This is a genomic window from Jhaorihella thermophila (genome assembly GCF_900108275.1).
GTDB lineage: Bacteria > Pseudomonadota > Alphaproteobacteria > Rhodobacterales > Rhodobacteraceae > Jhaorihella > Jhaorihella thermophila.
In genome coordinates, this window is record NZ_FNVD01000001.1 from 1 (window position 1) to 21,982 (window position 21,982).

General features: G+C 62.6%; 20 protein-coding genes and 2 pseudogenes. 14 read left to right on the forward strand and 8 right to left on the reverse strand.

The annotated features are described in order from the left end of the window. The 10 genes and pseudogenes from C4S70_RS00005 to C4S70_RS00045 all read left to right on the forward strand — a co-directional run. The coding region (locus C4S70_RS00005) for a DDE-type integrase/transposase/recombinase (protein ID WP_146064152.1) at positions 1-530 on the forward strand (530 nt) is incomplete at its 5' end. Positions 531-1,444: 914 nt separating this feature from the next. Further along, positions 1,445-2,209 (forward strand): PDDEXK family nuclease, encoded by a 765-nt coding sequence (locus C4S70_RS00010; protein ID WP_104006066.1) that lies wholly within the window; start codon positions 1,445-1,447, stop codon positions 2,207-2,209. 110 nt (positions 2,210-2,319) lie between these two features. Continuing rightward, positions 2,320-2,745 (forward strand): hypothetical protein, encoded by a 426-nt coding sequence (locus C4S70_RS18455; RefSeq protein ID WP_146064153.1) that lies wholly within the window; start codon positions 2,320-2,322, stop codon positions 2,743-2,745. Further along, complete coding sequence (locus C4S70_RS00015; protein WP_146064154.1) at positions 2,652-3,200, forward strand: hypothetical protein; 549 nt, start codon at positions 2,652-2,654, stop codon at positions 3,198-3,200. The genes C4S70_RS18455 and C4S70_RS00015 overlap by 94 nt, the downstream gene beginning before the upstream one ends. Continuing rightward, a complete protein-coding gene (locus C4S70_RS00020) occupies positions 3,128-4,525 on the forward strand; it encodes a Mu transposase C-terminal domain-containing protein (protein WP_146064155.1) in 1,398 nt (465 codons plus the stop codon). The genes C4S70_RS00015 and C4S70_RS00020 overlap by 73 nt, the downstream gene beginning before the upstream one ends. Positions 4,526-4,550: 25 nt before the next feature. Continuing rightward, positions 4,551-5,558 carry a TniB family NTP-binding protein gene (locus tag C4S70_RS00025; protein ID WP_160114827.1) on the forward strand — a complete coding sequence of 336 codons (1,008 nt, stop codon included), beginning with the start codon at positions 4,551-4,553 and terminating at the stop codon, positions 5,556-5,558. A gap of 2 nt (positions 5,559-5,560) precedes the next feature. Then, positions 5,561-5,917, forward strand: a pseudogene (locus C4S70_RS19440) (TniQ family protein); the annotation flags it as partial. A 272-nt stretch (positions 5,918-6,189) separates the two neighbouring features. Then, on the forward strand, positions 6,190-7,404 hold the full coding sequence (locus C4S70_RS00035; protein WP_235003626.1) for a hypothetical protein: 1,215 nt from the start codon (positions 6,190-6,192) through the stop codon (positions 7,402-7,404). 376 nt (positions 7,405-7,780) lie between these two features. Next, a complete protein-coding gene (locus C4S70_RS00040) occupies positions 7,781-9,169 on the forward strand; it encodes a sensor histidine kinase (protein ID WP_160114828.1) in 1,389 nt (462 codons plus the stop codon). A 203-nt stretch (positions 9,170-9,372) separates the two neighbouring features. After that, positions 9,373-10,149: an acyl-homoserine-lactone synthase gene (locus C4S70_RS00045; protein ID WP_104006073.1), complete on the forward strand. Its 777-nt coding sequence runs from the start codon at positions 9,373-9,375 to the stop codon at positions 10,147-10,149. Between the two features lie 7 nt (positions 10,150-10,156). Here C4S70_RS00045 and C4S70_RS00050 read toward each other — a convergent pair whose 3' ends face one another. Together C4S70_RS00050 and ppk2 (C4S70_RS00055) are read right to left on the reverse strand one after the other, a co-directional pair. After that, the gene (locus C4S70_RS00050; RefSeq protein WP_235003627.1) at positions 10,157-11,512 is read right to left on the reverse strand and encodes an MATE family efflux transporter; all 1,356 of its coding nucleotides are present in this window, start codon (positions 11,510-11,512) and stop codon (positions 10,157-10,159) included. Positions 11,513-11,642: 130 nt separating this feature from the next. Further along, positions 11,643-12,668 (reverse strand): polyphosphate kinase 2, encoded by a 1,026-nt coding sequence (gene ppk2, locus C4S70_RS00055; protein WP_104006075.1) that lies wholly within the window; start codon positions 12,666-12,668, stop codon positions 11,643-11,645. A 131-nt stretch (positions 12,669-12,799) separates the two neighbouring features. On the opposite strand from ppk2 (C4S70_RS00055), the gene C4S70_RS00060 reads away from it, so the two are divergent. The 3 genes from C4S70_RS00060 (at position 12,800) to parE (ending at position 16,343) form a co-directional block, all read left to right on the forward strand. Further along, the gene (locus C4S70_RS00060) at positions 12,800-13,705 is read left to right on the forward strand and encodes an alpha/beta fold hydrolase (RefSeq protein WP_235003628.1); all 906 of its coding nucleotides are present in this window, start codon (positions 12,800-12,802) and stop codon (positions 13,703-13,705) included. Continuing rightward, positions 13,702-14,313 (forward strand): glutathione S-transferase family protein, encoded by a 612-nt coding sequence (locus C4S70_RS00065; RefSeq protein WP_104006076.1) that lies wholly within the window; start codon positions 13,702-13,704, stop codon positions 14,311-14,313. The genes C4S70_RS00060 and C4S70_RS00065 overlap by 4 nt, the downstream gene beginning before the upstream one ends. Before the next feature lie 71 nt (positions 14,314-14,384). Further along, positions 14,385-16,343 (forward strand): DNA topoisomerase IV subunit B, encoded by a 1,959-nt coding sequence (gene parE, locus C4S70_RS00070; protein ID WP_104006077.1) that lies wholly within the window; start codon positions 14,385-14,387, stop codon positions 16,341-16,343. A gap of 198 nt (positions 16,344-16,541) precedes the next feature. On the opposite strand, the pseudogene C4S70_RS00075 reads toward parE, so the two are convergent. The 6 genes and pseudogenes from C4S70_RS00075 to C4S70_RS00100 form a co-directional block, all read right to left on the reverse strand. Next, positions 16,542-16,759 (reverse strand): annotated as a pseudogene (locus C4S70_RS00075) (transposase); the annotation flags it as partial. Positions 16,760-16,836: 77 nt separating this feature from the next. Then, on the reverse strand, positions 16,837-17,607 hold the full coding sequence (locus tag C4S70_RS00080) for an FkbM family methyltransferase (RefSeq protein WP_235003629.1): 771 nt from the start codon (positions 17,605-17,607) through the stop codon (positions 16,837-16,839). A gap of 48 nt (positions 17,608-17,655) precedes the next feature. Beyond that, positions 17,656-18,273 (reverse strand): TetR/AcrR family transcriptional regulator, encoded by a 618-nt coding sequence (locus tag C4S70_RS00085; RefSeq protein ID WP_104006079.1) that lies wholly within the window; start codon positions 18,271-18,273, stop codon positions 17,656-17,658. Beyond that, positions 18,270-19,136, reverse strand: a complete 867-nt coding sequence (ppk2, locus tag C4S70_RS00090) for a polyphosphate kinase 2 (RefSeq protein ID WP_104006080.1) — start codon at positions 19,134-19,136, stop codon at positions 18,270-18,272. Before ppk2 (C4S70_RS00090) ends, C4S70_RS00085 begins: the two co-directional genes overlap by 4 nt. Before the next feature lie 94 nt (positions 19,137-19,230). After that, positions 19,231-20,148, reverse strand: a complete 918-nt coding sequence (gene metA, locus C4S70_RS00095) for a homoserine O-acetyltransferase MetA (protein ID WP_104006081.1) — start codon at positions 20,146-20,148, stop codon at positions 19,231-19,233. A gap of 56 nt (positions 20,149-20,204) precedes the next feature. Continuing rightward, a complete protein-coding gene (locus tag C4S70_RS00100; protein WP_104006082.1) occupies positions 20,205-21,083 on the reverse strand; it encodes an ATPase in 879 nt (292 codons plus the stop codon). 78 nt (positions 21,084-21,161) lie between these two features. Here C4S70_RS00100 and C4S70_RS00105 point away from each other — a divergent pair, with 78 nt between their 5' ends. After that, on the forward strand, positions 21,162-21,977 hold the full coding sequence (locus C4S70_RS00105) for a fructosamine kinase family protein (protein ID WP_104006083.1): 816 nt from the start codon (positions 21,162-21,164) through the stop codon (positions 21,975-21,977). Positions 21,978-21,982: the final 5 nt, after the last annotated feature.

Genomic DNA, 21,982 nt, shown 5'->3' on the forward strand with positions numbered 1-21,982 from the left:
GCTGGGGGTGGTTCTATCTCTCGACCATCCTTGATGACTACAGCCGCTACATCATCGCCTGGAAGCTCTGCACCACGATGAAGGCCGCGGATGTCACCGATACGCTGGAACTGGCGCTGGACGCTTCGGGCTGCAACAACGCGACCGTGGCGCAGAAGCCGAGGCTCCTCAGCGACAATGGCGCGTCTTACGTGGCCGCCGATCTGGCCGAGTATCTCGAAGGCAAAGGCATGGATCATGTGCGCGGTGCGCCACATCACCCGCAGACCCAGGGTAAAATCGAGCCCTGGCACCAGACAATGAAGAACCGCGTGCTGCTGGAAAACTACTTCCTGCCAGGCGACCTGGAACGTCAGATCGGCGCCTTCGTCGACCACTACAACAACCATCGCTACCACGAGAGTCTGGAGAACCTGACCCCCGCCGATGTCTACCACGGTCGCGGGGCAAAGATCCTGAAGATGAGAGAGGAGATCAAGAAAACGACAATCCGAAAACGCCGGTTGCAACATCAAGCCGCTGCCGCCTAAACTCAGACAGAAACCGAACCAGAGCCTCCGTTACGAAACTGCTTGCGCTGTCCGAAAAACTCTGACGACGGACATAACATAGCATATAAGGTGCTGTCCGTGGGGGTACCCACCGGGCTTGTTCACTTTGACCGGCTCGGGAAGCAAGCTTGGTTGTTGACCGGCGAGATTGTAGCGTGTTGCGAAAAAATACACCCCTGGGTTGTTCGGGAAATAAAACGCGAAAAACGAAACTGCCCCTCTTGTATCCACCCACAAGATGAAGCACATGACGGGCGTCGACGGCGCGAAAGCGTCTAGGTAGTGGAGCACGCTACGGCAAAACAGCTCCTCGCCGAATGGACATCGTGATAAGAGAAACGTTCGAAAAGCAAACGGCCCAGCCGTTTCGAAGCTGCAAATGGCAGCCTCATAGCTGATGCGAATCTGATGCGGTGTCCTGGAAAAATCCCATGAGATTCGTGCCATACTGAGATGGCTTGGGCCAAATTGGCCTCAAATCGGCTTTGCTTTTCGGCAAGGCCGATTTTTTTTGGCGCTTTTTCTTGCGCCGATTTTCCTGGGTGAGAGGCAAGTTCTCGCCCCGATGCAACGAAAGGAAGCAAGATGTGGTGTCTGAGATTGCGACTAACGAAGAAGGCGGATTCTTCGCTTTTTCCATTAAAAACAGTGTGTTGACATAGTTCGGCGAGGGTGAAATCGAATTGGGCGTTGGTGCAAGCCGGCGAAACTGAAACCTGAACATAGGAGGGTAGAAAGAAAAAAGCGCGCCCCTGGCAGGACGCGCCCAAGTCAACGACCGCATGCGATCGCTTAGTCAAAGCAACACATAGACCCAAGAAAGGGCAGTTGCAACTCCGCATCCGGTCATCACGCAAATCAACTCGGAACGATGTTCCGGGAACGGAGAAGTCATGTTTGAGAAAACGAAACATAGTGCCGTCAGCGACCAAGAGCCGATCACGCTCCCCGGCGCGTCGCGGGCCATGCGCAATGTGCCGGCCGCTTCATCCGCGCACTGCACCGCGCATGTCGTCCTGGGAGACGGGGTCGGTCAGCGCGCGCAAGCGGAAAGCTGGTTGGAGCTCAGCGCGCTGTTTGTGCTGAACGCCATTCCGAATGTGGTCGCGATCCAGGAACAGGTCCGGTTTTTCTACGGGTGGAAACCCGAGGAACAGAGCCAGCATGTTTTCGATATCATCGCCACCCTGCGGGACGGCCGGAAGATCGGGTTCACGGTCAAGCCGGAGGCGCGTCTGGTTTCCGGGCGCTTCCTCGAGGAAATGCAGGAAGTTTCCTGGTGGGCGGTCGAGAAAGGATTTGTCGACGAAGTTCGGCTCATTACCGAACGAGACATCGACAGTACCGATCTGCGGAACGCAAAGGTGTTGGCCGCGGTACGGGAAGCTGATCCCGAGGCAGATGCCTTGGCGCTGTCGTTCATCGACGGCCTGCCGGAGGGGGCTGGTCAGAGCCTGCGTCGCCTCACCATCGATATCGGGATGCAGGGGCGGGGTTACCGCGCGCTCCTCCGGCTCATCCGGAACGGAATGTTGCGGCCGATGAGCCGGGGTCTGATCGGGCCGGAAATGGTCGTGGCCCGTACGGACGCCCGGCCCGAAGATCTGACCGTAGGAGACACGCACGTGGCGTCTGCCGACGAACTGATCGCCGCCTAACACCCCACCAAATCGAGAGAAAAACACCCGCGCGAAATTCTACGCGCGGGACCGGTACCGGCTTGCCCAACGGCAGGCTCCATCATGTCGCAACAAAAAGGATCGACACAATGCCCAGAGACTTCACAACCGAATTCGCAACTTTCAGCCTCGACATGCACCACATCTACAAGATGAACGGTGAGGAATGGCGTTTCGCCTACAAAAGCAATGGCCAGGCGATCTTCTCGCTGATTGATGATCCGGCCACCAAGGTGACCTACGAGTTGGGCACTCTGAACCGCATGAACGCAGCAGGACTGATTGACCTGAAACCTTTCGGCCTGATGCCGGAACATCTGCGGCCGGCGCCCGTTGAAGATTACGACGACGTTTTTCTTTCTGATTGTCACCGGCTCAACGCAACCGTGTCAACGCTCGGCACGCAATGGTGCGCAGCTTCATGGAGCTCTACGAAGCGAAGAAGATCAAAGGTACGGACCAGTCGATCACATTGGCAATGGAGGACATTGTCGACAACGCCGCTGCCTATCTGAAAAAGGAATTGCCGGACCCGGAGGAGGACCTGGCGATTAAACTTTGGAAAGAGAAAAAGGGCATTAAACCTAAGACCAAGGGTAGTGTGACACGCCCTGATGAGGTTGCTGCACGGACGCTGCGAAACTGGGTCCGCCTCTACAAAAAAGGAGGCAAGACCGCGCTGGTGGATAAGTGTGCGAACCAGGGGAATCGCAACAGCTATTTCACGGCTGAAGAAATGAAGTTGCTGGCTGAGGTTGTTCGTGACGAGTACCTGACCTTGCAGCGCAAGCCGGTTTCGGCGGTGGTTCTCGACGTGAAGCGTGTCTTCCGCCGGGAAAAAATTAGCGCCGTGAAGCTGCAAGCGAGGCAAAACTGCGGATCCCGGGGCGCGAAGCCGTGCGCCTTTTCATCAAGCGCCTCGACAAATTCCGCGTGTTGGTCGCCCGATACGGCGAACAGGAAGCCATGAAGACGATGCGGGCGGTCAAATCCGGCATCGATGTCTTGCGTCCGTTCGAACGGGTGGAAATGGACGAATGGAAGATCGACCTTCTGACCATCATGGCCAAGAGCGGCCTGCTCGCCATGTTTTCCAAAGAAGAACTGGAAGCCTTGGGACTGGACAAGCGCACCACGCGCTGGTGGCTGGTGGTGGCAATCGATTGCCGTACTCGGTGCATCGTCGGGATGACCCTGACCTCCAATCCCAAGACCAGCAGTGCCGTCAAATGCCTGCGCATGGTGACGAGCTACAAGGGACAGTTTGCCGACCAGGTCGGCGCCTTGGCGCCGTGGCCCATGATGGGCAAGCCCGAACTTCTGGCCGTCGACAATGGCAGCGCGTTCAAGTCGGATATCTTCACATCGACCTGTGCGGACCTGGGGATCACCAAACAGCAGACGATCGCCGGAGAGCCTTCGATGCGCGGCCGTATCGAGCGCGTCTTCCATACCCTGATCATGAGCCTTCTTCCGAGGCTTTCGGGGCGGACCTTTGGCGATGTCCTGGAGCGCGGGGATCATCCGTCCGAAAAGCGGGCGTGCCTGACCATCGAGGATCTGTCTTTCGCCCTGGTTCGGTGGGCCGTGGATATCTATCACAACACGCCCCACGAAGGGCTCAACGGGCGCACCCCGCTCCAGCAGTGGGAGGCCGATCTCGAGGACGGGAACTATCCTCTGCACAGCCTGCCGACCGCTCGCCAAAAGCGGATCGCGTTTGGCTTGCCGCTGAGCCGCGTTGTCCAGAAGGACGGCATTCGGGCCATCAACGTGCGTTATCACTCGAAGGAGCTTGCGCGCTGGTACCTGAAACACGGTGAGCGCCCGGTCAATGTGCGTTGGTTCGACGAGAATATCGGCAGCATCGAGGTCCAATTGGACGGAGTCTGGGTCGAAGTGCCGGCCGTGTCAGAGGCGTTCCACGATGTGGATGCGTCAACCTGGGCTGCGGCACGACGCGCCCTGCGGGCCAAAGATGCGAAACGGAAAGAATGGGAAGAGGAGGCCATCTTCCAGGCCATTTCCGACATCGAGGCAATGAACGCCGCCCGGCAGCTGTCTTACAGGATCACGGATCACGCCTGTACGGAAAAGCGTTTCAAGGCCGTCGAGAATGAGGCCGTTTCGAACTTCGAGGTGGTGCCGACCGCGCAGAAACTCGCCGACAACCCCGGGGGCATTGGTCGTTCCATCGCGCCTCGCAAACCGGTGAAGCCGTCGGCGGTGAAGGACGCGCTGGAGGAGTCCGCCAGCGAAACGCCGGCCAATGGTGGCTGGGATTTCGGTGAATAAGGTCAAGGGAACACGGAGAGTACCAATGTCAAAGACAGCCTACGAGATCGCCGCAACGCTCAAGATGCTGCGCAATCACCACGTCGTCACCGAGCGCGATCGTGACTTTGAAGCCCTGCTTGCCGACCTTCTCGAGGTCGATGAGCAGGGGCAACTCACCCATGTGCCAATCAGGGAGACAGGCGGCACGGAGACCCGCGGTATTACCCTGATCGAGGGGTCGGGTGGCGGAAAGACCACCACAATCCTGAGGGCATTGCGCGGGTGCCCTCCGCTTCAGAACAACCCCGAAACCGGGTTGCCTCGGTATCTGCACGTCAAGGTCGAAAGCCCGGCGACCCTCCGGAGCCTCGGGGCCGAGCTTCTGCGGAAGCTGGGTGTCGATACCGTCAGTGAGCGGGCAAAGGTCTACGAAATCCGGGCCATGGTCCGGCACAGGCTGGCAGTCATGGGGATCAGCGTTTTGTGGCTCGACGAGGCCCATGACATGTTCAAGTCCGCTACCTCGGCTGAGACCGACAACATGTTCAAGATGCTCAAGTCGCTTATGCAGGGGGAACACCCTGTCATCCTGGTCTTGAGTGGCACAGAACGTCTTTCTTTGATCACGTCGATCGATGCCCAGGTGAACCGGCGTTTCAGCAAGTTGCGGCCTGCGGAACTGAAGTTCGGCGTGGACAACAGCAGGCTGAAGTCCCTTGTCGAGTTCTACGCCCGGAAAGCCGAACTCAAGGCGGAGATCGACGAAGACACCGTTGTCCGCCTGATCCATGCAGGCCGCCATCGGTTTGGTCGCTGTGTCCGAATTCTGATCGGCGCAATCCGATGCGCCCTTCAGGATGGGTCCGACAAGCTCCGGCAGGAACATTTCGAAATTGCCTGGGGGCGTGAAGAAGGATGCGACATCGCGCAGAACGTATTCGCAGCCTCCGATTGGCAATCGATCGAGCTCGCGGATGTAGATGACGAAATCTACGAGCGCGAACGCGCGGCGCAGCAGAAGAAATCCAGAAAGAAGTCGAAGGCCGCTTGACCATGACGCTGCTCCCGGTTCTTCCCGTGCTTTCAGGCGAAAGCCTCACGTCCTACGTCAACCGCGCGGCCTACGCGCATGGCAATATCGACATCTTTCGTTTCCTGTCGTTTCTCGAGCTGCCGCAGGGTGCGATCATGTCTCCCAAGAGCGATCAGCTTGACCGGATCGCGCAGCTGTTCGGCCTGCCCGTTGAACAACTTGGGCGCATGGCGTTCCTTCCGGAAGGTGGACGGATGCGGTCCATCTGCGGAGAGAGGGTGCATGCGGAATTCGCCTATCTGAACAAGACCAGCTATTGCCCGGCGTGTTTGCTGGCCGATGCCGACCCGTGCGGTCCATCCCATGGGCGGCGGGTCGGTCGGATTGCCTGGCAGATCGAAGCTGTCAGGACGTGTCCGCATCACGGCATCGCCCTCTTTCGTCGCAAGAATACCGATCACTCGGAGAACTTGCAGATCATGTCCAGGGTGGCGCCCGGTGACGCGGAGCTTCGAGAGCAGGTGCATGCATCCATGCGCCGCATGCCGTCCAACCTTCAGACCTACATCGAGAGGCGGCTCTCGCGGGAGATCGCCAGTCTCCCTGGTTGGACAGTCAGCCGATCGATCTCGCATCCCGCGCCTGCGAAATGCTGGGCGTCGTCATCACGGCAGGAACTCATTGCGACCTGCGCAAGGTGTGTGATGACCAATGGAACGAGGCGGGGGACGTTGGGTATTCCTATGCCCATCGCGGGGAGGCAGGGATCCTCGAGGCGCTCGAAATCGTGCGCCAGGATGCGATCCGGCGCCGTACCAAGGGCGGCCCCCAGAAGGTCTTGGGTCGCCTTTACCAATGGCTGCAGTTCAACAAGAACAACAAACCACATGGTCCTATCCAAGGAGTCGTCAGGGAGTACATCCTGAATCATTTTCCGATCGAGGCCGGATCCCAGCTCTTTGGTGAAATCGTCGTGGAACAACGCGTGCACACGGTGCACAGCCTGGCCCGGAAGACGGGCGACCACCCCAAGACCATCAATCGCGCGGTCATCGCGGCGGGGCTTTGCGAGGGAGACCCGGATCGCGCTCAGGCGCTGGCGGTCTTCGACCTAGAAACAGGTGAACGGTTGATGAGCCGCGTCCGGAACTCGATCCCGGTCAGCGCACTTCCAGGATATCTGAACTGCAACCGGGTTAAGGCTCAGCAACTCGTCCACGGTGGGTTTATCCCGCGCCTGGTGCCGGAAAACCCGAACGCCACAGGTGTTCTGAAACAGGTCGCAGTCGAGGATGCCGATCGGTTTCTCGCACAATTCCTTGGAATGGCAAAGAACGTCAAGGTTGCGTCGGAAGGGCTTATGGACCTGGTATCTGCCGCGGAACTTTCCAGGTGGCCGGTGATCGACATCATTGCTGCTGTGCTGTCGGGCAGCTTGGGCCGGGTCGAAATCGTGGACCCGGCACTGAAGTTCAAGGGCGTGCTTGTGGACCCCACGGAGGTTCGGGAGGTGCTGTCGCGCCAGGGGCGTGAGGGTCTGGTCGGGCCGGACGAAGCCGGCAGGATCAGCGGATTGTCGCGCCCCGCGCTGAATTCCCTGACGCGCATCCGGCGCCCGAGCGGGCGGCCGTGGCTGACCGCGCACCAGATGGTCAATTCCAAAGGCGCGCCGGTTCGCTTGTATTCTGCGCAGGAACTCAAAGAGTTTCTGGACCGTCATGTTTCGCTGAGGGACTATGCCGCGCAACACGGGATCTCTGCAAAGGCGATGAAGCAAAGATTGGAGAGCTGCGGGATTGAACCCATCGCCGATAACCATTGCCTCGGACGATTCTACTATGAGCGGTCGGTGTTGAACTTGTAGCTCATCACCTGCCAGCGAACCCTCAAACGCCGCCCTTCGGGGCGGTTTTTTTGTGCCTTTGTGAACTTTCGCTGGCAGAAAATGGGTAGGTCAGGTGGCAGATTTGCCCGCCGAAGGAAATCGCGAAGACCTTTAAAACAAGGGCTTTGAGAAATTGGGTGGCAGTAAAATGCTTGGTTTTTCAGGTGAAGGCAAGGATCGGCTGCCCTTGCGGCCGATCCTTTCATTTTTCAGGATTCGACAGTGCCGCGAGCGGGCCGGGGCCGGACGTCGATCAGATCCGTTTGCCCAATATTCACCAGATTGCGGACCTACTGTTTCCAAACTGTCGATCTATCAAATTGGCAACACGACCCTCAGGGAAAGCGAGATTCGCATGGTGTATGTTGACAAGCTGTTGAAAATGAACAGCAAGTGGTTGCGTGGTGATCTGCTGGAACGGCAGCTGAAGGATTATTTCGCCAACACGAAGAACCTGATGCTGCAACGCCAATCGATTTTTTTCGCGGCGACGACCCTGACCGCCTTCTACTTCGATCCGGTCATTTCGTTCATGTGCTACGGTCTGGTTCTGCTGACCGAAGCGATCGATCTGTTCCTGACGCGTCGGGTCGACAAATGGAAGGACGGTGATCCGGCCAAGGCGCGCATGTTCCTTCTTTGGGCGGTGGTGAATACTGTCTTCAGCGCTGTTGCGATCTCGTTGTTCGTCATCCTGATCGCGGTTCAGGAAGGGGACGACGGGCACTTCACCCCCCTGTTCTTTCTCTTTGCCGCGGCGGTGTTCGCGGCCATGTACAACCATCAGCTCGTGCCGGCGCTTATTCTGCGGCTGTCCATCTATGCCGGTGCCTTTCTGTTCATCGCGCTTCTCGATATCTGGCGCTACAGCCCGCCGATCGATTCCGAACCCTGGCTGCGGTTCTTCACGGTCATCTTCGTGATGTATTTCGTGGTCGATTGTTCGTTCATGTTCCTGCAACTGTATCGGAGCAACCTGAGACAGATGGAACGGCTGCGCCGCGAACATCAGAAGGCGATGGCCGCCTACAAGGTCAAGTCCCAGTTCGTCTCCGTGGTCAGCCACGAGCTGCGCACGCCGCTGACCTCGATCAAGGGATCGCTGGATCTGCTGAACTCGGGCGCGATGGGGCCGGTGCCCGAGACCATGAAGCCGCTGATCGACCTCGCCGGCAAGAACAGCCAGCGCCTGGCCACGCTGATCAATGACATCCTCGACTTCCAGAAGATCGAGGCTGGCGAAATGACCTACAATTTCGATGCGCTGGAGGTGCGAAAACTGGTGGTCGACGCGGTCGAAACGAACAGGGGCTACGGAGATTCGCTGAACGTTTCGTTCAAGCTGGATCTGCCCGAGGAGGACGACGGCGCCAAGGTTCTGGGTGACGAGACGCGGTTGATGCAGGTTCTGTCGAACATCCTGTCCAATGCGGCCAAGTTTTCGCCTGAAGGCGGCGAGGTGACGGTGGGCTATCGGATCCTGGGTTCGACCGTGCGGATCTTTGTCGAAGATCACGGCGAAGGCATTCCCGAGAACTCCAAGCACAAGGTGTTCGACCGCTTTACGCAGGTGGACAGCTCGGATCAGCGCAAGGTCGGCGGCACCGGGCTTGGCATGAATATCTCGAAACAGATCGTCGAACAGCACAATGGCGAGATCGACTACGTCAGCGAACTGGGGGTCGGGACAGTCTTCTTCGTGACGCTGGATCTGCTGGAAGAAAGTGAGTCGCTCGCCGCGTGATTCCGCTGCGCGGGGAGAACTGCGAATTGTTCTCTTGCCACAACGACTTTGGGCGGAAAATTGCCGCTTTTCCCAAGAGTGTTGCGTCATTGCACGACTCGCGCCTTGATTGAGCGAATTTGGCGAAACTTTGGCAAAAACGGGTAGACATGGGGGCAGGGCTTCGGTTCTGATCGTGGAAAAGAACGCGATGAGAGCAGGCCATGAAGCATTCGAGGCAGCCGTCCGGGCAAGGGGCGGCAGCGTTGGCATTTCCGGAACTGACCCCGGTCGAACCTTCGGCGCGCCGGGCCCGAGGGCACCCGTTGGGCGAAAGCTCCGAGATCCGGGTGCGGCCCAAGGGCCTGCCCAAACCCGGTCGCCAGCCGGATTCCAAGATACGGGGACATCTGCGCGCCAGTGTCCTGTCGTTTACCAACATGCACGAATACGGCGAGTTGCTGGTCAACTACCTGCGGGCGCGACATGAGGTGTTCATCGAGCGGCTCAAGTGGAACGTTCCCGAAACCGAGGGCATGGAATTCGACCAGTATGACACGCCGATGTGCCGCTGGGCGATCGTCCACGAATATGGCGAGGTTCTGGCCGGCGTCCGCATGATGCCGACCACGGCGAAATGCGGCATCTACACCTATATGCTGCGCGACGCCCAGCGCGGTCTTCTGGAAGGCATTCCCAACGACGTCCTGTTCTTCGAAGCCCCCGTCGAAAATCGCGTGTGGGAAGCCTCGCGGCTGTTCATCACCGATGCTGTCCCGGCGCATCGGCGCCATGTGGTGCAGGCGATGCTGATGGAGCAGATGAGCAGCATCGCGCTGCAAAACGGCGCGACTCATGTGATCGGCATCGTTCCGGCCGTGTTTTCCCGCTGGTTGCGGCGGTTGGGGCTGGACGCCGTTCCGGTCGGCCCCCGGTTTCAGATCGACGGCACGTCCAGTCAGGCCGCATTGTTCGCGGCCAGTCAGATGGTCCTGAACTGAAGCGTTGTCACTCGGCCGGTATCGCGCCGACCAGGGGCAGGGCGAACCTCCAGAAGCGCAGGGACAGCAGGATGCCGGCACAGCCTAGGCCCAGAACGAGGCCCAGCCAGACTCCGATGCCGTCAAACCCGAAGGTGAACCCCAGAAGATAGGAGGCCGGGATCCCTACCGCCCAATAGGCCAGCGCGGCGATCACCATGGGCACGGCGGTATCCTGCACCCCGCGCAGCAGGCCCAGCGCGATGACTTGCGCCCCGTCCACCAGCTGAAACAGGGCCGCCACAGCCAGCAGTCCGACGCCGATGGCCAGGATTTCGGGGCGGTCCGGGTCGTCGGCATCCATGAACAGCGACAACAGCGTCTCGGGGATCGTGAGAAAGAGCGTGATCGTCGCCGCGGCCATGGCCAGGGACATGCCCGTCACCACTGCTGCGCCCCGCGCCATGTGTTCGCGGTCGCGGCGGCCATAGGCGTTGCCGGCGCGAACGGTTGCGACGTTGCTCAGCCCCAGATGGACCATGAAGGTGGTGCTTGCCAGCTGCACCGCGATGCCGTGCGCGGCCAGCGGGATCGTCCCAAGCCACCCCATCATCAGCGCCGAGGCGGTGAACAGGCTGGTTTCGCTCAGGCTGGTCAGGCCGATCGGCAGGCCCAGCCGGAACACCCGCGCCAGCATCTCGCCATCGGGGCGCCACAGGCGCCGGAACAGGTCGTGCTGGGGCAGGGCGCGCAGGGTGTAGGCCACGACCGCGATCAGCGACACCGCCTGGGTCACGATCGACGCAATCGCCGCCCCGGCCAGCCCCAGCCGCGGCGCGCCCCACTGGCCGAAGATCAGCGCATAATTCGCCGCCGCGTTGACCAGGGCGGCGATGACCATGATGGCCAGCACCGTCCGAGTCCGCTCCAGCGCCGCGAGGTAGGATTTCAGAACCATGACCAGCAGCGCCGGAAACATGCCCCAGCCGGCGATGCGCAGATAGTCGCCCGCCATCGCCGCGACCTGCGGTTTCTGGCCCAGCGCGCGAAGGATCGGTTCGGACCACCACAGCGCCGGCATCACCGCCACCGCATATCCGATCGACAGCCACAGCCCCATGCGAGTGGACCTGCGAATACTGGTTTCGTCGCCTTCCGCCTCGGCCGCTGCCACCAGCGGCATCACCGCCCAGCCAAAGCCCGAGCCCATCAGGAACAGCACGAAAAAATAGCTGCTGGCCAGCGTCACCGCGGCCAGCGCCTCGACGCTGAACCACCCCAGCATCACCGTGTCGGTCAGCCCGATCGCCAGCTGCGCCAGGTGTCCGCCGATCAGGGGCAGCCCCAGCGTGACGACTGCGCGCACATGCCCCAGATATGTCATTCGCCGATCCATCAGTCCCGATTACGGGCGGCGCGGCAGCGTGGCAAGAGCCGTTTGCCCTGGCCCGAAAAGACAGGCGGCGGTCGGCCCCCGGAGCCGCCGCCGCCTACCCCTCCCCGTCAGGGCCGGACTATCTGTTCAGCCGCTGATCCGGGTGCAGGGCCGCGCCGAGGATATGGTCGGCGCGGTGAATGACATGGTGAGCCTGTCCCACGATCAACGGGTCGGGCTGGCCCACGACCTCTTCATCCTTGTCCGGATAATCCAGCGATGCAAGGAAATGCTTCATGCAGTTGATCCGGGCGCGCTTCTTGTCGTTCGACTTGATGATGGTCCAGGGCGCGTCGGCGGTGTCGGTATAGAAGAACATCGCCTCCTTGGCCTCGGTGTAGTCGTCCCACTTGTCGAGGCTGGCCTTGTCGATCGGGCTCAGCTTCCACTGTTTCAGCGGGTCGGTCTCCCGGCTCTTGAAGCGGCGCAGCTGTTCGTCCCGCGTCACCGAGAACCAGTATTTGTAAAGGCGGATGCCCGAGCGCACCAGCATCCGCTCCAGTTCCGGGGTTTCGCGCATGAATTCCAGATATTCGGTCGGCTTGCAGAAGCCCATCACCCGTTCCACGCCCGCGCGATTGTACCAGGAGCGGTCGTAGAACACCATTTCCCCGCTGGTGGGCAGGTGGGTGATGTAACGCTGAAAGAACCACTGGCCGCGTTCTTCGTCGGTGGGCTTGTTCAGCGCCACCACGCGCGCGGTCCGGGGGTTGAGGTGCTCCATGAACCGTTTGATCGTGCCGCCCTTGCCGGCCGCGTCGCGCCCCTCGAACAGCAGCACGAATTTCTGGCCGGTTTCCTGCGCCCAGAGCTGGACCTTCAGCAACTCGGCCTGAAGCTTGGCTTTCTCCGCCTCGTATTCGCGGCGGCCCATTTTTTTCTTGTAGGGGTAGACGCCGTTCTCAAAGGCCTCGCGGACGAATTCCTTGCTCGGTTTCGGCTCTTCGTCCGACTTTTTTCTGGGTGCGGCCGCCGTCCTGGCCTTGGCGGCTGCGGTCTTGTTCGCCGACTCACCCTTCGGTTTGGACCCGTTCACCTCGGTCGGGGTGACCGGCACGATCTTGTCATCTTCGGGTTTGACGGTTTCGGCGGAAGGTCCAGCCATGCGCGTTCCTCCTTTTCCTGGTTTGAGGCTTGTTTCACGGGCTCGCTAACACATGACGCCACGAAACGCTTTGATCGGGGTCAAAAAGGCGAAAAAAACACTCAGCTTTTTCAGACGGGAGGACGCGCGCCATGAAAGCCGAGATGCGCGAGGAAACGGTCGAGCTGGACGGTCACCCGTTTCATCTTCGCCATTGGGGCGATCCGGTCGCACCGGTCCTGCTGATGCTGCACGGGTTCCCCGAATATGGCGGCGGCTGGGGCGACCTGGCCCCGCACCTGGCGCAGCGGTTCCATTGCGTTGCTCCCGACCAGCGCGGATACGGGCGCAGCTGGGCGCCGCCGGATGTCGGCGACTACGCGACCTCGAAGCTGGTGGGCGACATGGCCGCGCTGATCGGCGCGATGGGCGGCGGGCCGGTCACGGTGCTGGGGCACGACTGGGGCGCGGCGGTGGCCTACGGGCTGGCCATGTTCCGCCCCGAACTGGTCGAGCGTCTGATCGTCGCCAACGGGGTGCACCCGGTTCCGTTCCAGCGCGCGATGGCGGCGGGCGGGGCGCAGTCGGCGGCGTCGCAATACATCAATCTGCTGCGGCGGGAGGGGGCGGAGAAAGACCTGGCCGCCAACGACTTCGAAAGACTGGTCGAGATGTTCCTGGCTCGTTACCGTGACGGCTGGCTGACCGACGACAAACTGGCCGCATACAAGGCCGAATGGGCGCGGGGCGGACGGTTGCGGACCATGCTGAACTGGTATCGCGCCTCGCCGCTGCGGATCGCGCGGCCGGGCGAGCCGCTGACCGATCTGCCCGACCTGCCGCTGGACCGGCTGCGCGTGCGCTGTCCGCACCTGCTGATCTGGGGCGAGGGCGACACCGCGCTGTTGCCCGAATCGACCGAGGGGCTGGAGGACTTCGCCCCGGATCTGACGCGTGTCACCGTCAAGGGCGCCGACCATTGGCTGCATCACCAGAAACCGGCCGAGGTCGCGGCGGCGATCCTCGACTGGCTGCCCGAAGGGAAGGAAACCCCATGATCGTCGTCCATCACCTGAATCGCTCCCGGTCCCACCGCATCCTGTGGCTGCTGGAGGAGCTGGGCCTCGACTACACGGTGAAACGCTATGAGCGCGACGCCCGCACCAACCTGGCCCCGCCCGAGCTGCGCGAGGTGCACCCGCTGGGCAAGGCGCCCGTGGTCGAGATGGACGGGCGGCGCATTGCCGAAAGCGGCGCCATCGTCGAGGCGATCTGCGCCGCCCATGCCCCCCACGTGGTGCCCGAGGCGGGGTCGGACGACTGGCTCACGCATCTGGAGCTCATGCACTTTGCCGAAGGCTCGGCGATGACGCCGATTCTGCTGAATCTCTATGTCGGGCTGCTGGGCGAGGCCGGCGCGCCGCTGCATCCGCGCATCCAGTCGGAACTGGACAGCCATTTCGCCCATATGGAACGGATGCTGCGCCCGTCGGGTCACTTTGTCCTGGATGATCTGTCGGCGGCCGACATCATGTTGAGTTTCCCCGCGGAAATCGCGGTGCGGCTGGGGCGCGGGGACGATTTCCCCCGGCTGGCCGCCTTTGTGGACCACATCCGGTCGCGGCCCGCCTACGTGCGCGCGACGGCGGCAGGGGGCGGAGACTGAGCGGCCCCCTTTCCTCGGCGCGGGCGACCTGTCATAATCCGGGCAAAACCGGAAACCAGAGCAGTCAGCCCATGCCAGAGGATCTTTTGTCCAGCGCCGCGCACGACGACTACAACGCCGCCTCTATCGAGGTGCTCGAAGGGTTGGAGCCGGTCCGCCAGCGGCCCGGCATGTATATCGGCGGCACCGATGAACGGGCGCTGCACCACATGGTGGCCGAGATCCTCGACAACGCGATGGACGAGGCCGTGGCCGGCCACGCCAACCGGATCGAGGTGGAGCTGCACGCCGATTACGCCGTCACCATCCGCGACAACGGGCGCGGCATTCCGATCGACCCGCATCCCAAGTTTCCCGACAAATCCGCGCTCGAGGTGATCCTGTGCACGCTGCATGCGGGCGGCAAGTTCTCGGGCAAGGCCTACCAGACCTCGGGCGGGCTGCACGGGGTGGGCTCGTCGGTGGTCAACGCGCTGTCGGATTCCATGGTGGTGCAGGTGGCGCGCAACCGCGAACTGTTCGAGCAGCGGTTTTCCCGCGGCAAACCGCTGGGCCCGGTGCAGAAGGTCGGACAGGCCCCCAATCGGCGCGGCACCACCGTCACCTTCCACGCCGACGAGGAAATCTTCGGCCATCACCGGTTCAAGCCGAAGCGGCTGTTCACGCTGGCCCGGTCCAAGGCCTATCTGTTCTCGGGCGTCGAAATCCGCTGGAAATCCGAGATCGACGATGGCGAAACCCCGACCGAGGCGGTGTTCCACTTTCCCGGCGGGCTGGCGGACTATCTGAAAGAGACGATGAACGGCGCCTCCACCTATGCCGACGCGCCATTTGCCGGCCGGGTGGAGTTCCGCGAGAAATTCGGCGAACCGGGCTATGTGGAATGGGCGATCAACTGGACGCCGTCGCGCGACGGCTTCACCCAGTCCTATTGCAACACCGTGCCCACGCCCGAAGGCGGCACCCATGTCCAGGGGTTCTGGGCGGCGATCCTCAAGGGGATCAAGGCCTACGGCGATCTGGTGGGCAACAAGAAGGCCGGCCAGATCACCCGCGACGACCTGATGGGCGGCGGCTGCGCGCTGGTCAGCTGCTTCATCGCCGATCCGGCCTTTGTCGGCCAGACCAAGGACCGCCTGTCCACCGAATCGGCGGCACGGATGGTGGAACAGTCGGTGCGCGACCATTTCGACCACTGGCTGGCCTCGGATACCAAATCTGCCGGCGCGATCCTCGACTTCCTGGTGCTGCGGGCCGAGGAACGGCTGCGCCGCCGGGCGGAAAAGGAAACCGCCCGCAAGTCCGCCACCAAGAAGCTGCGCCTGCCGGGCAAGCTGGTGGACTGTTCGTCGCAATCGCGCGAGGGCACCGAGATCTTCATCGTCGAGGGCGACAGCGCCGGCGGTTCGGCCAAAATGGCGCGGGACCGGCGCACGCAGGCGCTCCTGCCGCTGCGCGGCAAGATCCTGAACGTGCTGGGCGCGGCCTCGTCCAAGCTGGGATCGAACGCCGAGATCCGCGATCTCACCCAGGCGCTGGGCGTGGGGCTGGGGACCAAGTTCAACATCGACGATCTGCGCTATGAAAAGGTCATCATCATGACCGACGCGGATGTTGACGGGGCGCATATCGCCTCGCTGCTGATGACCTTCTTCTTCACCCAGATGCGGCCGTTGATCGACAAGGGGCACCTGTATCTGGCCTGCCCGCCGCTCTATCGCCTGACGCAGGGGGCGAAACGGGTCTATGCCCAGGACGAGGCGGAGCGCGACTATTGGCTGGAACGTGGTCTGGGCGGCAAGGGCCGGATCGACGTGAGCCGGTTCAAGGGTCTGGGCGAGATGGACGCCAAGGATCTGAAGGAAACCACCATGAACCCCGAGACGCGCAAGCTGATCCGGGTGACGATCGACGAGGATGAGCCCGGAGAAACCGGCGATCTGGTCGAACGGCTGATGGGGAAAAAGCCTGAACTGCGGTTTCAGTATATCCAGGAAAACGCCAGATTCGTCGAGGAACTGGACGTCTGATCCGGGCAACCGGGGAAAGGGGCGCGAACGGGCGGCCGACGAGGCCGCCTTGTTTCATTTTGGCGACTCACGTCAACGACTTGACGCCAAACTGCCCGCGAGGGGCCTGACGTTTGTATCCGGGCCGTGCTGCGGCGGGGCATGGCGGTCGGGCCGGCGCCGACAGGGCGCCCCAACTCGCGGAGGGTGCGGCCCTCTGGTCACGCTGTCATCCCCGCTCACGGCGATGCTCCCTCCCTCGAAGTTCAAGTTGCGTCAACGATATGACGGGTTGGCGCCACGCCGTTGCGTCGGGCGACAGTCGAGATGCTGTCGTGACCTTGCAACGATTCTTCGACGATCCGCAACTTGACGGCCGCCGACCCGCGCCGCCTGTGGCCACAATCGGCGATGATTTCAATATCGGACATGAGCATGGCTTCGGGCCTTTGCCCAAGCCCTTCTTGGTTGGGCTTGGGTGTCCGGTCGAAATGGGGTCGGTTCTGTTGCCGGATCAGCTGTCCTTCACATACCAGTCGTCAAAACGCGAAACCTCTTCCATGACCCGCCTGTATCCATGCGCGCTCAGCAGCGCACGGACTTCCTCGCGCTGCGGCGTGTAATTGTGCTCGACCGTCAGGACGCGAAAGCTCCAGCGGTCGAAATCCACGGCATCCAGAATCTCCAGTTCGGTGCCGCCCGTGTCCATCGACAGGTAGTCGATCACCTCCGGCGCGCCATGCTCTTGCAGCAGATCGTTCAGCGACACGGTTTCCACCTCGTGGCGGATCCCGCCCGGGCGGGCAGGGGGCGTGTCCGGGTCGCTCGCGGGGGCGGGCGTTTCCGCAATTTCCTGCATCCCGCCGCTTTCGCTCCAGACGCTGCGGGTATCAATGATGCAGTTGCGGTTGCGCCTGAGGGCGTCGTGCCACTTCGGCGCCGGTTCGGCCAGAATGCCGGTCCAGTCGAAATCCTTCTCCATCAGCCAGGTGTTGGAGCATTCCACCCCGTCGCCGGCATTGAAATCCACGAAATATCCGCCCTTGAGGAAATCCAGCTGCGCCAGCGCGAACAGATCCTGCCGGGCCTGCGACCGGGATCGGTCCAGAAGGTCGATGCAGTCGTTGCGATGGGCGCGGTCGATCGCCTTGATGAATTGCAGGTCGAAATATCCGCGTTCGCGTTCCTTGAGCTGGTGCAGGCGGTCCCGTCGAATGATCGTGGTGTTGGTCAGCTGATGAGAAATGGCTCCGCCTCCCCGCTGTCGGTCGCTGCGTCCGGGCAAACTCTGAAGGAAGGCGCCGGTTCCGTCAACGGCATCCGCCGTCGCGCGTCAGTCGTCCGGCGGGATCAGCCCCAGGCCGCGCAGGTAGATACCGATTCCCGACTCCAGCAGATCCTCGGGCGGAAAGGGCGAGGCCGTGCCGGGGCTGTTGCGGGCGAAAAGTTCCACCACGCCGTGGCTCATCGCCCAGATATGGGCGCTGACCATCGCCCCCGGCGGGCGCTTGTCGGGGGGGACGCGCTCGGACAGCTCTCCCGCGGCCCGTTCCAGGATTCCGCGCGCGCGGGCCGAGGCGGCGGCCAGTTCGGGCGTGCGGTTCACCGAGATGCCGCTTTCGAACATGGCGATGTAATGGCCGGGATACTTGCGCGCAAAGGCCAGATAGGCCCGCCCCGTCGCCTCGAACGCCTCCAGCGCCGAAGGCTGGCTCTTGTCATAGGCATACTGCATCAGGTCCGCGAACATCTCATAGCCCTGGCGGGCACATTCGGCGATCACGTCCTCGCGCCCCTCGAAATGGCGATAGACGGCCGCCGGGGTGACGCCGGCCTGCTTGGCCGCTTCGGAAAGGGTAAAGCCGGCGGGGCCCTTCTGCTCGATCAGGCGCAGGGTGGCCTCGACCAGGGCCTGCCGCAGATTGCCGTGGTGATAGCCGCGCTTGCTCATTCCCAGATTTCGGGGCCTCCGCAGATCAGGGGGTCGGGCGCACCGATCGCGCGCGCGTCCTTGTGGTCATAGTCCAGCGCAGTCAGCACGTGCCGGATCGACGCCAGCCGGGCGCGGCGCTTGTCGTCGGAGCGCACCACGGTCCAGGGCGTGGTGTCGGCGTGGCTGCGGGTTAGCGTCTCGCGGATCGCGCCGGTGTAGTCGTCCCAGCGCGCCAGCCCCTTCACGTCGATCGACGACAGTTTCCATTGTTTCAGCGGGTCGCGCTCGCGCGCAAGGAACCGCCGCAGCTGCTCGGCCCGGCCCACGTTCAGCCAGAACTTGAACAGGCGGATCCCGTCATCCACCAGGGCGCGCTCGAACGGCAGAACCTGGCGGAAGAACCGTTCGCGCTCGGCGTCCGAGCAGAAGCCGAATACCTTTTCCACCACGCCGCGATTGTACCAGCTGCGGTCGAAGAACACGATTTCCCCGCCCGAGGGCAGGTGGTCGATGTAGCGCTGGAAATACCACTGGCTGCGTTCCTGCTCGGTCGGCTTGGGCAGGGCCACCACCCGCGCGCCGCGGGGGTTGAGGTTCTCGCGGAACCGCTTGATCGTGCCGCCCTTGCCGGCGGCGTCGCGCCCCTCGAACAGGATGGCGATGCGCTGGCCGGTCGCCTTCGTCCAGGCCTGAAGCTTGACCAGTTCGATCTGCAGCTTTTTCAGATCCTTTTCATAGGGTTTCCGGGCCAGGCGCTCGGAATAGGGGTAGGTCGGGCTTAGAACGTCGTGCCTGTCCGCCCGCCGGATCGCATCGCGGATCTCGCGCGGGGCGTCCTGTTCGAAATAGCGGCTGATCGCGCCGTCGAAGGGAAGATCCATCTGCCTGCCTTTGTTTCCTGTCGTCCAGCGCCACTATGGAATGCGGCCCGGTTGAACGCAAACCCGCCGGGCGCCCCTCATTACGCGCAGGGCTTCAGCCGCCGATCTCGTTCAGATCGTAGGGCGTGGACTGGTAGATCTCGTTGATCCAGTTGCCATAGAGCAGATGCGCATGGCTGCGCCAGCGGTTCTGCGGTGGTTTGCTGGGGTCGTCGTCGGGATAGTAGTTCACAGGCACGTTGATCGGCGTGCCGTTGGCCACGTCCCGGTCATATTCCTGCTTGAGCGTGTCGCTGTCATATTCGAAGTGGTTGAAGATGTAGAGCGCCCGGTGGCAGGGATCTTCGACGAGGCACGGCCCGACCTCTTCGCTACCCAGCAGTGTGCGCAGCCCCGGCACGGCGTCGATTTCTTCCTGCTTCATCTCGGTCCAGCGGCTGACAGGGATCAGCAGGTCGTCGGAAAACCCGCGCAGATAGGGCGAGGCGGGGGCGAGGTTCTGATGCCGGAAACAGCCGAACGCCTTGCGCTCCAGCATGTGCTTGGGCACGCCGTGGAAATGGTTGATCATCGCCATGCCGCCCCAGCAGACGCCAAAGGTGGAATGCACGTTGGTCTGGGTCCAGTCGAACACCTCGCGCAGCTCGTCCCAATAGGTGACCTCGTCGAACTCCAGATGCTCGATCGGCGCGCCGGTGATGATGAGCCCGTCGAACTTTTCGCTCTTCACCTCCTGGAACGGGCGGTAGAACTCGGCCATGTGCTCGGCCGCGGTGTTGCGGGTGCGATGCTCGGTCATGCGGATCAGACTGAGTTCGATCTGCAGCGGCGTCGCCCCGATCAGCCGGGCGAACTGGTTTTCCGTCTGGATCTTCTTGGGCATCAGGTTCAGCAGCCCGATCCGCAGCGGGCGGATGTCCTGGCGCAGGGCCACGTCCTCGGACATGACCATCACACCTTCGCGCTGGAGAACCTCGTAGGCGGGAAGGTTTTCGGGGAGCTTGATGGGCATGTCGGTTGGTCCTGTCTGGGATCGTTCGGGGTCGGATGATGCGGTAGGTGGGAGTTCTAGCCGTCCTTGTCCAGCGCGCGCCGCTCCAGCGCCCGCGCCACGAGGTCGTCGAAATCGGCGGGATTGCGCACTTGCGCGACTTCGTCGGCGGTCACGGTCACGCCCCAGTTGCGGGCCATCGCCTCGTAGCGGGGCTGGCGGTGGGCCAGCGCCTGCGCATAGGTCCAGCGGATGAAGTCATCGGGATCGACCTCGTCCTCCTTCACCTTGTTCCGGCGCAGATATTCGTCCCAGACACGGGTCAGGAATTCGGGCTGATAGGCCATCGGCTTGGGCGCCTTGTCGAACCGCCGGATCAGTTCCTCGGTATGCGCCGCGTCCCCCTTGATCCAGATCATCAGCGTGTGGCGGTGCAGCTCCTTCAGCACCGGATCCTGAGGGTTTTCCGGGTCCACCCATTCGCAGATCGAGCCGCCTGTGTCGCAGACGAAATGCGGATAGCCATAAAGCCGTTCGGCGCGTTCGATGAAATATTCTGTATCCAGCAGCGCATGGATCTCGGCCATGCGGAACTGTTCCTGCCGGCGGCGGTATTCGGCCATCGGGAGGCCGCCGCGCGCCGGGTCGCCGGGCTTGCCCAGATAGGCCGAGACGGGCGTGAGGTTGTGAAAACTGATGTTGGAGCCGATATAGATCGAATCCGACAGCAGCAGGTCGCGCAGGAACGGCACCTTCATCGCCTCGGCCTTGGCGTTGTCGGCGATGTATTCGCCCATGTAGCGGGTGCCGATCCGGTAGTCGATCGAGTAATGGAACCATCCGCCCGCTTCCCGCAGCATGTTGCTGACATGGGTCTTGCCCAGCCCCGACATGCCGAAGAACAGCACCCGCTTGCGCGTGGCCGCGCGCCAGTCCTCTGCCGAAGCGTAAAGCATGTCCGCCTTTCCCTTGTTTTTCCTTCTGCTAATGGCGCAGGCTGGCAGCGTCAACGCCGGGATGACGGGGGATGGGGCATGGCCGAGGATCTGGCACGGGCGGGCGCGGCGCTGCTGGGGGCGGAGCTGGCGGATTGGCGCGCGGTCGCCGGCGGGGATCTGAGCACGGTGGTTCGCGTCCGGCTGGCCGGCGGGGGCGAGGCCGTGTTCAAGACCGGCCCGGACCCCCGGGCCGAGGCTGACATGCTGCGCGCGATCGCTGCCGCGGGCGTGCCCGCGCCGCGCGTTCTGGCGGCTTCCGAAAGGGTCCTGGCGCTGGAAGCTCTGCCGGAGGACGGGCGCGGGCTGTCGGCCGAGGGCTGGGCCGAACTGGGCGCGGCGGTGCGTCGGCTGCACAGGGCGACCGGGCCGGGCTGGGGCTGGTCGTGCGACTATGCCTTCGGCGCGGTGGAGATCCCCAACGCCCCCGTTCCCGACTGGCCCGCATTCTGGGCCGAACGGCGGCTGTTGCCGAGCCTGCCCGCCTTGCCCGCCGACCTCGCCCGGCGGCTGGAGCGGTTGGCGGCGGATCTGGGCAACCGCCTGCCGCGCGACCCAGCCAGATCGCTGCTGCATGGCGATTTGTGGTCGGGTAACGTTCTGGCCCGAGGCGGGCGCTTTACCGGGTTGATCGACCCGGCGTGTTATCACGGCCATGCCGAGGTGGACCTGGCCATGCTGCACCTGTTCGGATCACCCGGCGCGGCCTTTGCCGACGGATACGGGCCGCCCGAACCCGGCGCGAGCGCGCGCCGCCCGATCTATCAACTCTGGCCCGCGCTGGTGCATGTGCGGCTGTTCGGCGGCGGCTATCTGGGGCTGGTGGCGCGGCTGCTGGACGCCGCCGGCGTCTGAGCCCG

Coding starts and splice junctions, on each gene's coding strand:
- C4S70_RS00010 (WP_104006066.1), top strand. CDS start 1,445: ATGTTTGAGAAAACGAAACATAGTGCCGTCAGCGACCAAGAGCCGATC.
- C4S70_RS18455 (WP_146064153.1), top strand. CDS start 2,320: ATGCCCAGAGACTTCACAACCGAATTCGCAACTTTCAGCCTCGACATG.
- C4S70_RS00015 (WP_146064154.1), top strand. CDS start 2,652: ATGGAGCTCTACGAAGCGAAGAAGATCAAAGGTACGGACCAGTCGATC.
- C4S70_RS00025 (WP_160114827.1), top strand. CDS start 4,551: ATGTCAAAGACAGCCTACGAGATCGCCGCAACGCTCAAGATGCTGCGC.
- C4S70_RS00035 (WP_235003626.1), top strand. CDS start 6,190: ATGCTGGGCGTCGTCATCACGGCAGGAACTCATTGCGACCTGCGCAAG.
- C4S70_RS00040 (WP_160114828.1), top strand. CDS start 7,781: ATGGTGTATGTTGACAAGCTGTTGAAAATGAACAGCAAGTGGTTGCGT.
- C4S70_RS00045 (WP_104006073.1), top strand. CDS start 9,373: ATGAAGCATTCGAGGCAGCCGTCCGGGCAAGGGGCGGCAGCGTTGGCA.
- C4S70_RS00050 (WP_235003627.1), bottom strand. CDS start 11,512: ATGACATATCTGGGGCATGTGCGCGCAGTCGTCACGCTGGGGCTGCCC.
- ppk2 (WP_104006075.1), bottom strand. CDS start 12,668: ATGGCTGGACCTTCCGCCGAAACCGTCAAACCCGAAGATGACAAGATC.
- C4S70_RS00060 (WP_235003628.1), top strand. CDS start 12,800: ATGAAAGCCGAGATGCGCGAGGAAACGGTCGAGCTGGACGGTCACCCG.
- C4S70_RS00065 (WP_104006076.1), top strand. CDS start 13,702: ATGATCGTCGTCCATCACCTGAATCGCTCCCGGTCCCACCGCATCCTG.
- parE (WP_104006077.1), top strand. CDS start 14,385: ATGCCAGAGGATCTTTTGTCCAGCGCCGCGCACGACGACTACAACGCC.
- C4S70_RS00085 (WP_104006079.1), bottom strand. CDS start 18,273: ATGAGCAAGCGCGGCTATCACCACGGCAATCTGCGGCAGGCCCTGGTC.
- ppk2 (WP_104006080.1), bottom strand. CDS start 19,136: ATGGATCTTCCCTTCGACGGCGCGATCAGCCGCTATTTCGAACAGGAC.
- metA (WP_104006081.1), bottom strand. CDS start 20,148: ATGCCCATCAAGCTCCCCGAAAACCTTCCCGCCTACGAGGTTCTCCAG.
- C4S70_RS00100 (WP_104006082.1), bottom strand. CDS start 21,083: ATGCTTTACGCTTCGGCAGAGGACTGGCGCGCGGCCACGCGCAAGCGG.
- C4S70_RS00105 (WP_104006083.1), top strand. CDS start 21,162: ATGGCCGAGGATCTGGCACGGGCGGGCGCGGCGCTGCTGGGGGCGGAG.